This is a genomic window from Pseudomonas sp. KH_050, from assembly GCF_057838875.1.
This window is the reverse complement of record NZ_CM174478.1, coordinates 5949057-5965007: the sequence shown is the minus strand read 5'-3', so window position 1 is coordinate 5965007 and position 15951 is coordinate 5949057. Positions and strand designations below refer to the sequence as shown.

Here is a 15951-nt window from a genome sequence, read left to right as displayed (position 1 = left end):
GCCGATAGGCTGCGATCTTTTCGGGGGCGCCGCAAATGCAAGATCAAAAGATCGCAGCCTGCGGCAGCTCCTACAGGCTGCGATCTTTTGAGACCGGTATGCCCAGCCATGAATCAAGGGTTAAACCGGCGGCTGAGTCTCGATCATCGACGGCCGCAGACTGACTTCGGCATACCAGCCGGCGAGTTTCGGATTGGCTACGCGCCAGTTCAAGTCCGGATGGCGAAAGTCCAGGTAACCGAGGGCGCAGGCCACGCTGATGGCGGCAACGTCGAAGTGGCTGGTGAGTTCGGCGATCGCCTCGCGCTCCAGCACGGCCAGGGCACGGCGGATTTTCTCGCGTTGGGCCTCGAGCCATTCGTCCCAGTGCTTTTCCGGGGCGCGCAGCGCCAACTCATAACGGACCAGCACCGAGGCGTCCATGATGCCGTCGGCGGTCGAGGCCAAGGTCATGCGCCGCCAGCGGGCCGAGCCGTCGCGGGGAATCAACGGGTTGCCGACGTGTTGGTGGTCGAGGTAATCGAGGATTACCCGGCTGTCGTGCAGCACATTGCCGTCGGCCAGGCGCAGGGCCGGGATCTTGCCCAGCGGATTGTCCCGGTTCAGTGCCGCATCCGGACTCACCGGGCTGAGTTGGCTGGATTGCAGCGTTACGCGGTTCAATTGGCCGGTTTCGTGGAGCAGCACCATCACTTTGCGAACGTAGGGCGAGGCAGGGTTGTGGAACAACGTCATGGTGGGGGCGGACATGGGCTTTTCTCACAGGATGGGCAGGGGGTTAGCCTATTAAGTTCCGTGGTGGCTGGCGAGGGGTTTGAATCCGGAAATGATTCGGCCCCACAGGCACCAAGGATTTCAGGCCCGAGCACGTCCTTTGAACAGCCCCTGCAACCCAATCACTGCCGGCACTCCCAGGCCAATCCAGCTCAATCCATCCCACACACCATCACCGAGCAGCGCCGCGAACAGTCCGGCGGCAGTCAGCAGACCAAGGACCATGGGTGTACCGAAGACTTTCCAGAAGTTCGATTGTCGAGGCTTCATGACGCAGTTTCCACGTTAGCGATCACCGGTTGTACCGCCTTGCGCCGCACGGCCCACAGATACACGCCACTGCCCAGAACGATGATGGTCAGCAGATCCAGCGCCGCCCAGAGGATCTTCATGGGCATGCCACCGTAGTCGCCGAAGTGCAGCGGTTGCGACATACCCATGGCGTCCATGTACCACGGCCGTTCAGCAACGGCGGTGATCTGCAATGTGCTGGCGTCGATCAGTACCGGGGTCAGCAGGTGCGAGGTCAGGTGGGTGCTGCCCTTCATGAATACCGCGTAGTGATGCTCGCTGGAAAATCGCGTGCCGGGGAAGGCAATGAAGTCCGGCTGCATGCCCGGCGCGACGCTTTCGGCGATCTTGAGCAGGCGGCTGGCCGGCGCCAGGTGGGTCAACGGCGGGGCACCACGATAGGGTTCGATCATTGCGCTGAGCGTGTCGTTGCGCCAGGCGGCGATCAGCAGGTCGGCGCAGGCGCTGATCACCCCGGTCACACCGACCACCAAGGCCCAGGTCAGGGTGACCACACCGATCAGGTTGTGCAGGTCGAGCCAGCGCAGGCGGGTGGATTTATCCTGACGCACGGTGGCGAATTTCAGCCGGCGCATGAACGGCAGGTACAGCACCGTGCCGGAGATGATTGCCAGCACGAACACAATCCCCATGAACGCCAGCAGCAGCTTGCCCGGCAGACCGGCAAACATGTCCACGTGCAGCCGCAGTATGACCATCATCAGCCCGCCATTGGCCGAGGGGACTTCCAGGGCTTCACCGGTGCGGGCGTCGAGCATGAAGGTGTGGGACGAGTTCGGCTCGGTGCCCGCGGTGGGCGCCATGATCGCGATCACCCCGTTGGGGTCTTCTTCATCCCAGCCGAAATACTGCATCACTTCGCCCGGCCGATGGGCCTCGGCGGCAAGCACCAGCTGCTGTAAATCCAGCTGTGGGGTATCGGCCGGCAGCTGTTTGAGTTCCGGTGCATCACCCAGCAGGTGATCGATCTCGTGATGAAAAATCAACGGCAAGCCGGTCAACGCCAGCATCAGCAGGAAGACGGTGCAGATCAGGCTGGTCCAGGTGTGGATAAAGGACCAGCGGCGGATGGTTTTGCTTTTCATGAATCATCCAGATGCAAAAGGGCCACGGTTATTCCGTGACCCTTGTTTTACTGCGGTGGGGCTAGCGGATTACCACTTGTAACTCACGCTGGCGACGACGTTGCGTTCGTCGCCGTAGTAGCACCAGTAGCCGTCACAGGTCGACAAGTAGTCCTTATTGAAAATGTTCTTGGCATCCACCGCGAGCGACGCGCCTTTGAGGCTGTTGCTCAGGCGGCCCAGGTCATAGTGAACCGACGCATCGTAGATGGTGTTGGAGCCGACATGGCCCAGGTCGGTGTTGGCCACATCGCCGTACGTGTCGCCGACGTAGCGCACGCCGGCGCCGACGCCAAAGCCGTCGAGCACGCCGTTATGCCAGGTGTAGTCGCCCCACAAGGTCGCCTGGTTGCGTGGAATCTGCTGCATGCGGTTGCCTTTGCCGGCGCCTTCCAGGACTTCACTGTCGGTGTAGCTGTAAGAACCTATTACCTTCAGGTTGTTGGTCACATCAGCGGTGGCTTCCAGTTCGAGGCCGCGAAGCTGGACCTCACCGGTCTGGCTGGTGACATTGCCTTCAGTGACTTTCACATTCTTCTGGCGCAGGTCGAACACGGCGGCGGTGAGCAGCATCTTGCTCCCCGGAGGCTGATACTTGAGCCCCGCTTCGTACTGTCGGCCTTCTGTCGGTTTGAACGACTGCTCGGCACTGGCCGAGGCACCGGTGGAGGGCTGGAACGACTCGGTGTAGGAGAGGTAAGGCGTCAGGCCGCTGTCGAACACATAACTCAGGCCGGCATTGCCGCTGAAGGCCTTGTCACGCTGGGTGTTGGTGGCGTCGGTCTGGTTGAAGGTAGTACCGGTGTGTACCCAGTCCTCACGACCGCCGAGGGTCAGGCGCCATTTGTCCAAGGCGATCTGGTCTTGAACATAGAGGCCGGTTTGCCGGGTCTTTTGCGCAAAGTCATTCATCGCAAAATAAGTGACGTTGGAGAAGTCCTGGCCATACACCGGCTTGTTCACATTGGTCGGCGGCACGCCCGCAAAGCCGTAAAGCCATTGGTAGTTGGTGTTCGACCGTTGATGATCCAGGCCCAGCAGCAGGGTGTGGCTCAGTTCACCGGTCTGGAAATCGGCCTGGAAATTGTTATCCACCGCGAACTGGCTGATGTCCTCATTGACGATGCCGGTTTCACGGTTAAGGGTACCGTCGGCCTGTACCGTGTTGAACGTGGCGGCGTTGATGCCCTGGAACGACAAATCGCTCTTGGTGTAGCGCAGGTTCTGACGGAATTGCCAGACATCGTCCAGGCGATGATCAAAGGCGTACCCCAGCGCGTAGTAAGTGCGGTCGTAGAATTCCCAGTCCGGATCACCGAGGTTCTTGTGGTGCGAAATCTTGCCGGCCGCCGAGGGCAGCTTGGTGCCTTGCAGGGGTAGAAACTGCCCGGTAATACCGGTGTCGTCGCGGGTGTACTGCGAGATGAAGGTCAGGTGGGTGTCGTCGTTGATGTTCCAGGTCAGGCTGGGGGCGATGTTGTAGCGCTTGTCTGGAATGTGGTCGACCGGTGCATTGCTGTCGCGCACGGTGCCGCTGACCCGATAGAGAAACTGACCTTCGTCATCGATCTTGCCGGTGCTGTCGAAGTTGATCTGTTTGTGTTCGTTGCTGCCGGCTTGCAGCTCGACTTGATGGCTGCTCTGCTCCTCCGGACGACGGCTGACCATGTCCAGCATGCCGCCGGGCGGGGTCTGGCCGTACACCGAAGAAGCCGGGCCGCGCAGTACCGCGATGCGCTCCAGGTTCCAGGGCTCGACCTTGGGATTGGAGAACGAGCCTTTGGGCAGTGGCAGGCCGTCGAGGAACTGGGTGGGCTCGAAGCCGCGAATTCTCAGCCAGTCGGCGCGGGAGTCGGAGCCATAACCACTACTGACGACTCCAGCGGTATAACGCAGTGCGTCATTGAGGTTGAGGACTGAGCGATCGTCCATCTGCTCGCGAGTGATCACCGAAATCGAGCGTGGCACTTCGACGATCGGTGTATCGGTCTTGGTTCCGGCAGCAGTGCGGGTTGCAACGTAACCCTCTACCGGGCCCCAGGCACTTTCGTAGCTTTCCTGGCCAGTGATGCTGGTTTCCGGCAGGGCGACGACACCGTCCGGAATCGCCACCAGGCTGAAGGTACCGGCGCTGCTTTGTTCCAATTGCAGGCCGGTGCCGCACAAGGCTTCACGCAGGGCGCCGGCAGCGTCGAATTGGCCTTTGACCGGGGCCGAGGTCTTACCCGAGGCCAGCGACGGATTCAGACTCAACGCCAGACCGGCCTGGCTGGCGATCTGGTTCAGGGTGCTCGCCAATGGCGCGGCCGGCAGGTTGTAGGCGCGAACGCTGGACGCCTGTTCGGCGGCAACCACTTGGGTACTGGCCAACGGGACGCAGAAGGCAATAGCAACGGCCAACAGGCTGGGGCGCAACAAGGTGTCTAGCGAGCGGGACATACAGCGGCTCCTGAATGGAAATATTTCTCAATTGCCTATGTGCCGGACGAGATGCAAAAAGTGATAGGGCTGATTGAAAATAATTTCGATTCAGGAAATGGGCGGGTATAAATGGATGGAGTGTCGATCACCCCTCGCCACAGAGTCTTAGGGTATTGTTTCGGATCTGGCCACCACCGTCACCCACCATGGCGTGTGCTGTTCGATTTGCACCGGTAGGGTCGGCAGCAGTGCGGTCAGCGCCAGGTCGGTGTCGTGCAGCGGGAAGCTGCCAGTGATTCGCAGGTTTGCCACCTGCGGTGCGACCCCCAGATGGCCGCGGCGATAACGCCCGAGTTCGTTGACCAGATCCTCCAGCCGGGCGTTATCCACCACCAGCATGCCGCGGGTCCAGGCGTCGGCTCCCGGGTTCAGCGCCAGCAGCGGACCAAGGCCGTCGCGGCGCATCAGCACTTGCTGGCCTTCACGCAGAATCTGTTCGTCCACACTGGATTGCGGATGCGCGGCCACGGCCGATTGCAACACGCTCAGCCGCGTCCCTTGCTCTTCGAGCCTGACCAGGAACCGCGTACCCAGCGCGCGCATTTTTCCTTCGCGGGTTTCGACGATAAACGGCCGGGCATCGTTGTGACCGGTTTCGATGAGAATTTCACCTTCCAGCAGAACGATTCGCCGCTGTTTCTCATCGAAGCGCACATCCAGCGCGCTGTGGGTATTGAGGTTGATCAACGTGCCGTCGGCCAGCCGCAGGGTGCGTTGCTCGCCGGTGGCGGTGCGTTGGTCGGCCAGCCAGTAGTCGAGCGGCAGATAACGTTCACCGGCAAACAGCGCCAGACCGCAGACCAGTATCACGCTGGCCAGGCCGCTACCGAGCTTGCGAACCCGCCGCCGAATGCTTTCACGCGATTGCAACAAGGCCGAGCGGGCCGGGCCGCTGGCGACACTGAAGCGTTGATCGAGCATGCCCAGCTGCCGCCAGGCGCGAGCGTGCTCCTCGGTGGCGGCGTGCCATTTGGCGAACTCCTCGCGCTCTACAGCGCTGCCGTTGCCGGAGTCCAGCGACAGTTGCCAGGCGATGGCGGCATCCAGGACTCGGGCCGAGACTGGTTTGGAGCTGAGCTGGCTCATGCCGGCTCACCGTACAGGGCGATGTAGCACTGACGAATGCCCTGAGCCAGATACTGTCGCACTCGAGGCACGGACACCCCGAGACGCTCGGCGATTTCGGCGTGGCCCAGACCATCGATACGGTTAAAAAGGAAGGCCGCGCGGGCCTTGCTCGAGAGTTGGCCAAGCAGGCGGTCGATGGCCTTGAGATCTTCGAGGATCAGTTGCTGTTCTTCCACAGAGGGTTGTTCACCCTCCGGAATCAGCATCAGTTCGGTGAGGTAGGCCTGTTCCAGCGCGGCGCGGCGGAAGTAGTCGAACAACAGGCCTTTGGCGATGGCCACCAGAAACGCTCGAGGTTCGCGCGGGGTTTTCAGTTCATCGCGGCCCAACAGGCGGACGAAGGTGTCCTGACTCAGATCTTCGGCCCGTTGCGGGCAGGCTACATTGCGCCGCAGCCAGGCCAGCAGCCAGCCGCGATGGTCGCGATACAACGCGCCGACAAGCTCACTGTGAGGACTTTGGGCTGACGACACGGGATATCACCAATCGAGAAGTTTAAACTAACGAGAATTATTCGCGATTGTGTCAGAGGCGGGGGATGTGCGCAATTGGCGCTGGTCGGGATGATATGGCTGGTGACACCCCCGTAGCAGCTGGCGAAGCCTGCGTTCGATCGCGAAGCGGTCGCAATCCAGACACCGCGGTTTTCCAGGCAAACCGCATTGAGCCATTTGCGACTGCTGCGCAGCCGAACGCAGCCTCGCAGGCTCGGCAGCTGCTACGAGAGTTCGCGGCGTCCTTAAAACGAATGTGCCTGCTTGCGACGCTTCCACTGGCTCAACCGCTGTTGCAGATTCAACGGGCTGTGAATCTGCTGCCGCCGCGCGCGGCTGAACAGGATCAATGCCAGCTCGGCTGTGGCCAGGGCGTCGGCGCTGGCGTGATGGCGTTCACCGACTTGCAGTTTGAAGTAGTCGATCCATTGATCCAGCCCGGCGTGGCCGATATGTGCTTGGGGGCAGAGTAAAGGCGCCATGTCCGCGACATCGAGAAACGGGTGCTGCAAGCGATAACCCAGGCTGTCCTTCAAGGCTCGTCCGAGCATGTGCTGATCGAACGGTGCATGAAAGGCCAGCAGCGGGCTGTCGCCGATGAACCCCATGAAGTCCAGCAAGGCTTCGGCCGGATCGCTCCCGGCGGCAATCGCACTGGGGCCCAGTCCGTGGATCAATACAGCAGGGCTGAGCTTGTGGTCGTCGCGCTGCAAGGTTCTTTCGAATTGCTGGCTGAAGTCGATCGCCCCGTCTTCGATCACTACCGCGCCGATGGACAGCACCTGGTCCTTGTGCAAGTTAAGCCCGGTGGTTTCCAGATCCATCACCACCCAGCGCTGCTCGCGCAGGCTGCATTCGCTTAGATTCGGGGCGACGGTCAAACGCTCCAATCGCTGTTGCTGCTCGAGGGTCAGTTTCGGGCCGGCAGGCCGTAGCCAGGAGAACAGGCTCATAGCTGATACCGCAGCGCCAGGCTGCTTTGCAGACGCTGGGCCTGACGCAGGGACTCGCGCAGGATTCGTCGATCCAGGTGATTGAGGCTGTCGGGGTCGACCCGGTTGGAGTAGGGCAGGTTCTCGCGGGTTTGCAGTTGATGCTGCTGCATGCGGGTCTGCTGAATGAAGTGGTAGGCCTCCTCGTACGCCGCACCGTCCAGCCGTTCGATGACTTCACGGGCCACCAGTTGCTGCAAGCGCTCCAGGGTGTTGTTGGCTTCGATGCCATTGGCCAAGGCTAATAGTCGGGCGCCGTCGACGAAAGGGGTGAGGCCCTGCACTTTCAGATCCAGGGTGGCTTTCTCGTTACCTTTGCGGGTCAATACAAAGTCGCGGAAACGCCCCACCGGCGGACGCTGACGCAAGGCATTCTCGGCCATCATGCGCTGAAACAGGCGGTTGTCGGCCACCTGGTCGAGAATCTTTCGGCGCAATTGCTCGCAGCCTTGTTCATCGCCCCAGACCACTCGCAAGTCGAAGTAGATGGTTGAACTCAGCAGGTTCTCCGGCGTCGCTTCACGAATAAATGCCGCAAAACGCCGGGCCCATTCGGCGCGGGACAGGCACAGCTCGGGGTTGCCGGCCATGATGTTGCCCTTGCACAGGGTGAAACCGCAGAGCGCCAGGCTCTGATTGATCTGCTGCGCCAACGGCAGCAACTTGCCGCGGATCTCGGCGGCGTGAGCGGCGTCTCTGGCGTCGAAGAGGATGCCATTGTCCTGATCGGTATGCAGGGTCTGCTCGCGACGCCCTTCGCTGCCGAAACACAGCCAGCTGAACGGCACGCCGGGGTCGCCTTTCTCGGCCAGGGTCAGTTCGATGACCCGGCACACGGTATGGTCGTTGAGCAGGGTGATGATGTGGGTGATCTGGGTCGAGGACGCGCCATGGGCGAGCATGCGCTCCACCAGCTGGCCGATCTCGCCGCGAATCGCCACCAGGTTGTCCACCCGGGGCGCGTTGCGGATGGTTCGCGCCAGGTGTACCAGGTCGACCCGTTGCAGGGAAAACAGATCGCGCTCCGAGACCACGCCGCACAGGCGATGATCCTTGACCAGGCAGACATGGGCGATATGCCGCTCGGTCATGGCAATGGCCGCATCGAACGCGCTGTGATCGGGCGTCAGGGAAAACGGCGCCTGGGTCATGTGCCGTTCGATGCCCTGGTTGAAATCACCGGTGCCATCAGCGACCACCTGGCGCAGGTCGCGCAGGGTGAAAATACCAACCGGGGCCTTGTGCTCGTCGATCACCACAATGCTGCCGACCTGTTGCTCGTGCATCAGGGTCACGGCTTCACGCAGCGGTGTTGTCGGGCTGCAGGACACTGGATGGCGCATGGCCAATTCACCCAGACGGGTATTAAGCGAATACTGGGTGCCGAGGGTTTCCACGGCTTTTTGCTGAACCTGCTGGTTGACTTGATCCAGCAGGCTGCTGACCCCGCGCAGGGCGAAGTCACGAAACTCGCTGGACAGCGCGAACAGTTTGATAAAGGCCAGCTTGTTCAGTTGCAGGCAAAATGTGTCATCGGCCGCCAGGTGTTCGGTGCGGGTCGCGCGTTCGCCGAGCAGCGCGGCGAGCGGGAAACACTCGCCCGTGGTGATTTCAAAGGTGGTTTCGGTGCCACCCTTGGCGGTATGCGGGCGCTCACCGACTACTCGCCCTTGTTTGACGATATAGAAGTGCTCAACCGTACCATCGGCGGGCTTGATGATGCTGTCGCCCGGTGCGTAGAAGCGCAGTTGGCATTGCTCGACCAGGTAAGCCAGGTGAGCATTTTCCATCTGATTGAAAGGCGGGAACCGTTGCAGGAACTGCATGGTGCCGTGGATGTTCTGCAACACCGCGGTTTTCCCTGCCTGGGTGAAGGCATCCGCTTTATTCATAACCAATACCGCAGTTTTTCTGGATGTGTTGTTGTCGAGTCATCAGTCATCCTCGACCCCTCTGCGTCGGGTGCCCATTGGACGTAAGTCTAGGTAGCCAGCGAGTTAATTGAAGTTTCGGAAAAACCCTACAGAGCGGATGCGTAAACTGTCATAAGCTCTATTTTGAGTTATCCGACGAAGTGCACATTCAAGGTCTGCTTGGTGATGTCTGAGCCTTTGCCAGGGGATTGATTTGAAAACCCAGAGAAACGTATGGTCGACCACGATATTTTGAGCGATGCCGAGCGTGAGGCGCTCAGCGCCGTCATGCTGGAGCCGGATCTGCCGCCGCAGCGCGTGTTGATCGCCGATGATGATCGGGACGCACGGGAGTTGTTATCGGAGATCCTTGGCCTGGATGGCATTCGCTGCATGACTGCCGCCAATGGCAAAGCGGCCCTCGAACTGTTGAGCTCGAATAAATCGATTGGCCTGCTCATCACTGACCTGCGCATGGCTCCCTGCGATGGTCTGGATCTGATACGCCAGGTGCGCGAGTCGGAACGCGCGGCGCTGCCGATCATCATCATTTCCGGGGACGCCGATGTCCGCGACGCCATTGCCGCGATGCATTTAAACGTGGTGGACTTCCTGCTCAAACCGATCGATACCGGCAAATTGTTGGCGTTGGTCAAGCATGAGTTGGGTGTGGCGCCGTAATTTCTCAACCCCCCGTTAAACCGTTAAAAGATCGCAACCTCCGGCAGCTCGAATTCACGGGTGTACCCGGACCCCGTAGGAGCTGCCGATAGGCTGCGATCTTTTGATCTTGCTTCCAGCAAATACAAAAAAGCCCTGACCGTTTCCGATCAGGGCTTTTTCTTATCCGCTGCTAGCGCTTATTCACAGACCATTTTTGGCCTTGAACTCGCGACGGCGACGGTGCAGGACCGGCTCGGTGTAACCGTTCGGCTGTTTGGTGCCTTCGACCACCAGTTCGACGGCCGCCTGGAAGGCGATGTTGCTGTCGAAGTCAGGAGCCAGCGGACGGTACAGCGGGTCGTTGGCGTTCTGCCGGTCGACCACTGGTGCCATGCGCTTGAGGCTTTCTAGCACCTGGGCTTCATTGACGATGCCGTGGCGCAACCAGTTGGCGATGTGCTGGCTGGAAATACGCAGCGTGGCACGGTCTTCCATCAGGCCGACGTCGTTGATGTCCGGTACCTTCGAACAACCCACGCCCTGATCGATCCAGCGCACCACGTAACCGAGGATGCCCTGGGCGTTGTTGTCCAGTTCGTTCCGGACTTCTTCGGCCGACCAATTGGTGTTGCTCGCCAACGGGATGGTCAGGATATCGTCGACCGAGGCGCGACCGCGCTTGGTCAGTTCGGCCTGACGGGCGAACACGTCGACCTTGTGGTAGTGCAGCGCGTGCAGCGCCGCGGCGGTCGGCGAAGGAACCCAGGCGGTGTTGGCGCCAGCCAGCGGGTGAGCGATTTTCTGTTCGAGCATGGCGGCCATCAGATCGGGCATGGCCCACATGCCTTTACCGATCTGGGCGCGACCTTGCAGGCCAGTGCTCAAGCCGATATCGACGTTCCAGTTCTCGTAGGCGCCGATCCATTTCTCAGCCTTCATGTCCGCCTTGCGCACCATCGCGCCAGCTTCCATAGAGGTGTGGATTTCATCGCCCGTGCGGTCGAGGAAACCGGTGTTGATGAACACCACACGCTCGCTGGCGGCCTTGATGCAGGCCTTGAGATTGACCGTGGTACGCCGCTCTTCGTCCATGATGCCGACTTTGAGGGTGTTGCGCGGCAACTCGAGGACTTCTTCGATGCGACCGAACAGCTCGTTGGTGAACGCTGCTTCTTCAGGGCCGTGCATTTTCGGTTTAACGATGTAGACCGAACCGGTACGGCTGTTTTTGCGCGAGTTGTTGCCGTTGAGGCTGTGAATCGCCGCAAGGCTGGTGACCAGGCCGTCGAGAATCCCTTCCGGCACTTCGTTGCCGTCTTTGTCGAGAATCGCGTCGATGGTCATCAAATGGCCAACGTTACGCACGAACAACAGGGAACGGCCATGCAGGCTCAGTTCGCTGCCGTCGAGCGCGGTATAGCGGCGGTCGGCGTTCATGGTGCGGGTAAAGGTCTTGCCGCCCTTGGACACTTCCTCCGACAGGTCGCCCTTCATCAGGCCGAGCCAGTTGCGGTAGATCACCACTTTGTCATCGGCATCGACTGCAGCGACAGAGTCTTCGCAGTCCATGATGGTGGTCAGCGCCGCTTCCATCAGCAGGTCTTTGATGCCGGCAGGGTCGGTCTGGCCGACCGGCGTGCTGGCGTCGATCTGGATTTCGAAGTGCAGGCCGTTGTTTTTCAGCAGGATCGCGGTCGGTGCAGCGGCGTCGCCGTGGAAGGCGATCAGCTGTGCGTCGTTGCCCAGGCCAGTGTTGCTGCCGCCCTTAAGGCTGACCACCAGTTTGCCATCGACAATCTTGTAGCCAGTGGAGTCGACGTGTGAGCCGGCCGCCAATGGCACCGCTTCGTCGAGGAAGGCGCGGGCGAAGGCGATGACCTTGTCGCCACGGACCTTGTTGTAGCCTTTGCCTTTTTCTGCGCCGTCAGCTTCGCTGATGGCGTCAGTGCCGTACAACGCATCGTACAGCGAACCCCAACGGGCGTTCGAGGCGTTGAGGGCGAAACGGGCATTCATCACCGGGACGACCAGTTGTGGACCGGCCATGCGGGCGATTTCGTCGTCGACGTTTTGCGTCGTTGCCTGGAAATCGGCCGCTTCTGGCAGCAGATAACCAATGTCTTGCAGAAAGGCTTTGTAGGCCACGGCGTCATGCGCCTGACCGGCACGGGACTGGTGCCAGGCATCGATTCGCGCCTGGAATTCGTCGCGTTTGGCGAGTAGGGCTTTGTTCTTCGGTGCCAGGTCATGAATGACCTTGTCGGCTCCGCCCCAGAACTTATCGGCGGTGAGACCGGTACCGGGAATGGCTTCGTTGTTCACGAAGTCGAACAGGACTTTGGCGACCTGCAGGCCACCGACTTGAACGTGTTCAGTCATTGCTTGCCTCACTCTGCTCAGCTATTTCGCTTTTCAGCTCTTCAATTTAACAATGAAGCCTCTGGCCATTTAAACCACAACCCTTTGCACCAGTACATGCCATTGCTGGCGGCTGGGTGGTTCCAATCAACGGCAGAGCCTTGCTGACGGGGCTTTTCGGGGTTGCGATGGCGCCTGGGCAGACATCGATCCAACATTATGTAGTGCGCGCTGCGGCATACTACATGATGAATAGCGGTTGTGAAAATTAGACTAAATACGTCGTTTAGCGACTTGAGCCGGGTGCATGGTCACGCCGGGGAACGGGATGTTCTCAAAAAACTATTGGATTGTTCCAGATAAATCTAAAAACAGTACACTATTTGTTTTTCGGCCGGTGAAATGCCGCGGTGCGGTAAACCCGCTTTCTGGTAAGGGGCAAGGAGGTTGGACCGCGTCTCGGTGAGGCTTGCCTATACTTGCCCTTCTATTACAAAAGTCATGACAAGAGGGCTATGCCATGGACCATCTCGTACTTACCGTGATCGCCCCGGATAAACCCGGCCAGGTCGAGCGCATTGCCCAATGCATTGCCGAGCACGGCGGCAACTGGCTGGAAAGTCGCATGTCGCGCATGGCCGGGCAATTTGCCGGAATCTTGCGGGTCGGCGTGCCGGCCGAGGCCTATGACGAACTGGTGGATGCCCTGCAAGGGTTGTCGGCGCAGGGTATCCGCGTGCTGATTGCCGAAAGCGGCATTGAGCAATCCTGCACCTGGAAGCCGATCGCAATGGAGCTGGTGGGTAACGACCGACCGGGGATTGTCCGCGACATCACACGCTTATTGAGCGAGCAGGGGGTAAACCTCGAGCGATTGGTCACTGACGTGCGCCCAGCCCCCATGAGCAGCGAGCCGCTGTTCCATGCCGAGGCAATTCTGGCAGTACCGCTGACTTTGTCCCTCGACGTTTTACAGGCGCGCCTGGAAACCCTGGCGGACGATTTGATGGTCGAGTTGGTGTTGCGCAGCGAGGTGTAAACCTGAAGTAACAGTTATCCAAGTAAAACCTGCACCTGCCTGTGGATAACCTGTAGAGATGCGCCGCCAGCCCAGGCTGGCCGGGGCTCTTCAAGAGTTGAGCAAAAAACGAACAGTTTCAATGGCTTGTGCACAAACGGCGGGGATCACGCTGTGGATAACCTTGGGACGGATGCTTGCAGGCCATGTGAATCATGGCCTGCATAGCTTTGTGCGTTTTTTGATCAGGCGCGCCGGCGCAGGCTGATCCAGGCATCCACGCTGTAAATCGCCAGTCCCGCCCAGATAAACATGAATGCAACCAGGGTGCTTGAGGATAAGTGCTCGCCAAACAGCAGCACAGCCTGCAACAGCACCAGGGTTGGCGCCAGGTACTGGAGGAAACCCAGGGTGGTGTAGGGCAAGTGCCGCGCGGCGGCGTTGAAACACACCAGCGGTACCAGCGTGATCGGACCGGCGGCTACCAGCCACCAGGCTTCGGAGGTGGTCCAGAACTCGGCCTGCGCACTGCTTGCGCTGGGGTTGAGCAAAAGCCAGCCGAGGGCAATCGGCACCAGCATCCAGGTTTCCACCACCAATCCGGGCAAAGCCTTGACCGGTGCCTGCTTGCGGATCAACCCGTAGAAACCAAAGGTCATCGCCAGCACCAGCGAGACCCACGGCAGGCTGCCCACTTGCCAGACTTGCTGAGCCACACCGACCGCAGCCAGCCCCACCGCCAACCACTGCATGCGCCGCAGCCGTTCGCCGAGCAACAGCATGCCCAGCAGCACGTTTACCAAGGGGTTGATGTAATAGCCGAGGCTGGCTTCGAGCATCCGACCGTTGTTCACCGACCAGACATAGGTCAGCCAGTTGGCTGCGATCAGTGTGCCGCTCAAGGCCAGGATCGCCAGCCGCCGCGGGTTCTCCCGCAGTTCGCGCCACCAGCCCGGATGTTTCCAGACCAACAACAGCAAACCGCCGAACAGCGCGGACCAGAGCACCCGGTGGATGATGATCTCTACCGCGGGCACGTTGGCGATGGCTTTGAAGTAGAGCGGGAACAGGCCCCAGATGATGTAGGCGGTCAGGCCCAGAATGTACCCGCGACGCGGGTTGGCGGCTTGCATGCAGAGTCCTTGCTTAGGCAGCTAACGGTCAGAGCGGCCATTGTAAGGAGGTTGTATAAGATGTGTCGTGCCTGAAAGCAAAGATCGTCCGAACGCGGCCCGAACCTGCCGCAGGCTGCGATCTTTTGATCCTGCTTTTGCGGCGCCCCCGAAAAGATCGCAGCCTGGCGGCAGCTCCTACGCGCCGACCGGGTACCCCTGCAATGGGGTGGGTATACACAAACCCCTGTAGGAGCTGCCGCAGGCTGCGATCTTTTGCTCCTGCCTTTGCGGCGCCGCCGAAAAGATCGCAGCCTGGCGGCAGCTCCTACGCGCCGACCGGGTACCCCCGCAATGGGGCGGTGTACACAAACCCCCGTAGGAGCTGCCGGAGGCTGCGATCTTTTGATCCTGCTTTTGCGGCGCCCCCGAAAAGATCGCAGCCTGGCGGCAGCTCCTACGCGCCGACCGGGCACCCCTGCAATGGGGTGGGTGCACACAACCCCCCGTAGGAGCTGCCGCAGGCTGCGATCTTTTGACCTTGAATCAGAACAATTTCAAAGGTTCTTCGTTTAATGCAGACAGCTGCTCACGCAACGCCAGCACCTGATCGCCCCAATAGCGCTCGGTACCAAACCACGGGAAGCTGCGCGGGAACGCCGGATCATCCCAGCGGCGGGCCAGCCAGGCGCTGTAGTGCATCAGCCGCAGAGCGCGCAATGGTTCGATAAGTGCCAGTTCACGCGGGTCGAAGTCATGGAACTCGCGGTAGCCATCCATCAGCTCCGACAGCTGGCCCAGGCATTCGTGACGGTCACCGGCGAGCATCATCCAAAGATCCTGCACTGCCGGGCCCATGCGGCAGTCGTCGAGGTCGACGATGTGGAACATTTCATCGCGGCACATCATGTTGCCGGGATGGCAGTCACCGTGCATGCGAATGTTCTGATGGGGCGTAGCCTGGTAGACCTCTTCCACTCGCTTGAGCAGATCCCGGGCGACCGACTCGTAGGCCGGAAGCAAGCTGCGAGGCACGAAATCACCTTCGAGCAAGGTGTTCAGGGAATCATGGCCGAAGTTCTTCACGCCGAGGGCTTCGCGGTGTTCGAACGGGCGGGTGGCGCCGACCGCGTGCAAGCGTCCGAGCAATTGCCCGAGGCGATACAGCTGATCCAGATTACCGGGCTCTGGCGCACGGCCGCCACGGCGAGGAAACAGGGTGAAACGAAAACCGGCGTGTTCGAACAGGCTTTCGCCGTTGTGGATCATCGGCGCAACCACTGGAACATCGCACTCGGCGAGTTCGAAGGTAAAGCGGTGCTCTTCGAGAATCGCTTCGTTGGTCCAGCGCTGTGGACGGTAGAACTTGGCGATCAGCGGCTCGGAGTCGTCGATGCCAACCTGATAGACGCGGTTCTCGTAGCTGTTCAGCGCCAGAATGCGGGCGTCACTGAGGAACCCGATGCTTTCAACAGCATCGAGTACCAGATCGGGGGTAAGGGTTTCAAACGGATGGGCCATGCTGACTCCTGCGCGCAGCAGGCTGCCGCGTCCGGCCAGACATGGTAGCGCAAAGCAGTCT

At 60.4% G+C, this 15951-nt stretch carries 13 protein-coding genes; 2 read left to right on the top strand and 11 right to left on the bottom strand.

All coding sequences use genetic code 11. From position 1 onward, the window contains the following. Window positions 1-120: 120 nt before the first annotated feature. The 8 genes from AC3IUA_RS27435 to AC3IUA_RS27400 form a co-directional block, all read right to left on the bottom strand. On the bottom strand, window positions 121-750 hold the full coding sequence (locus tag AC3IUA_RS27435; RefSeq protein ID WP_489357940.1) for a glutathione S-transferase: 630 nt from the start codon (window positions 748-750) through the stop codon (window positions 121-123). A gap of 105 nt (window positions 751-855) precedes the next feature. Beyond that, window positions 856-1044, bottom strand: a complete 189-nt coding sequence (locus AC3IUA_RS27430; protein ID WP_489357939.1) for a hypothetical protein — start codon at window positions 1042-1044, stop codon at window positions 856-858. Next, window positions 1041-2171, bottom strand: a complete 1131-nt coding sequence (locus tag AC3IUA_RS27425; protein WP_489357938.1) for a PepSY-associated TM helix domain-containing protein — start codon at window positions 2169-2171, stop codon at window positions 1041-1043. Before AC3IUA_RS27425 ends, AC3IUA_RS27430 begins: the two co-directional genes overlap by 4 nt. Window positions 2172-2240: 69 nt before the next feature. Beyond that, window positions 2241-4649, bottom strand: coding sequence for a TonB-dependent siderophore receptor (locus tag AC3IUA_RS27420; protein WP_489357937.1), 2409 nt, complete (start codon window positions 4647-4649; stop codon window positions 2241-2243). 147 nt (window positions 4650-4796) lie between these two features. After that, a complete protein-coding gene (locus AC3IUA_RS27415) occupies window positions 4797-5777 on the bottom strand; it encodes a FecR domain-containing protein (protein WP_489357936.1) in 981 nt (326 codons plus the stop codon). Beyond that, a complete protein-coding gene (locus tag AC3IUA_RS27410; protein ID WP_489357935.1) occupies window positions 5774-6292 on the bottom strand; it encodes an RNA polymerase sigma factor in 519 nt (172 codons plus the stop codon). The genes AC3IUA_RS27415 and AC3IUA_RS27410 overlap by 4 nt, the downstream gene beginning before the upstream one ends. A gap of 266 nt (window positions 6293-6558) precedes the next feature. Next, complete coding sequence (locus AC3IUA_RS27405) at window positions 6559-7266, bottom strand: 3'-5' exonuclease (protein ID WP_489357934.1); 708 nt, start codon at window positions 7264-7266, stop codon at window positions 6559-6561. Next, entirely contained in the window at window positions 7263-9197 is a 1935-nt protein-coding gene (locus tag AC3IUA_RS27400) for a putative nucleotidyltransferase substrate binding domain-containing protein (RefSeq protein WP_489357933.1), read from the bottom strand. The genes AC3IUA_RS27405 and AC3IUA_RS27400 overlap by 4 nt, the downstream gene beginning before the upstream one ends. A 255-nt stretch (window positions 9198-9452) precedes the next feature. Here AC3IUA_RS27400 and AC3IUA_RS27395 point away from each other — a divergent pair, with 255 nt between their 5' ends. Continuing rightward, window positions 9453-9899, top strand: coding sequence for a response regulator (locus AC3IUA_RS27395; protein ID WP_489357932.1), 447 nt, complete (start codon window positions 9453-9455; stop codon window positions 9897-9899). A 183-nt stretch (window positions 9900-10082) separates the two neighbouring features. Here AC3IUA_RS27395 and AC3IUA_RS27390 read toward each other — a convergent pair whose 3' ends face one another. Next, a complete protein-coding gene (locus AC3IUA_RS27390) occupies window positions 10083-12260 on the bottom strand; it encodes a malate synthase G (RefSeq protein WP_489357931.1) in 2178 nt (725 codons plus the stop codon). 499 nt (window positions 12261-12759) lie between these two features. Here AC3IUA_RS27390 and AC3IUA_RS27385 point away from each other — a divergent pair, with 499 nt between their 5' ends. Continuing rightward, window positions 12760-13278 (top strand): glycine cleavage system transcriptional repressor, encoded by a 519-nt coding sequence (locus tag AC3IUA_RS27385; protein WP_489357930.1) that lies wholly within the window; start codon window positions 12760-12762, stop codon window positions 13276-13278. A gap of 224 nt (window positions 13279-13502) precedes the next feature. Here AC3IUA_RS27385 and rarD read toward each other — a convergent pair whose 3' ends face one another. Both rarD and AC3IUA_RS27375 read right to left on the bottom strand, forming a co-directional pair. Further along, window positions 13503-14390 carry an EamA family transporter RarD gene (rarD, locus tag AC3IUA_RS27380; RefSeq protein WP_489357929.1) on the bottom strand — a complete coding sequence of 296 codons (888 nt, stop codon included), beginning with the start codon at window positions 14388-14390 and terminating at the stop codon, window positions 13503-13505. A gap of 525 nt (window positions 14391-14915) precedes the next feature. Further along, window positions 14916-15890, bottom strand: a complete 975-nt coding sequence (locus AC3IUA_RS27375) for a serine/threonine protein kinase (protein WP_489357928.1) — start codon at window positions 15888-15890, stop codon at window positions 14916-14918. Window positions 15891-15951 lie beyond the last annotated feature (61 nt).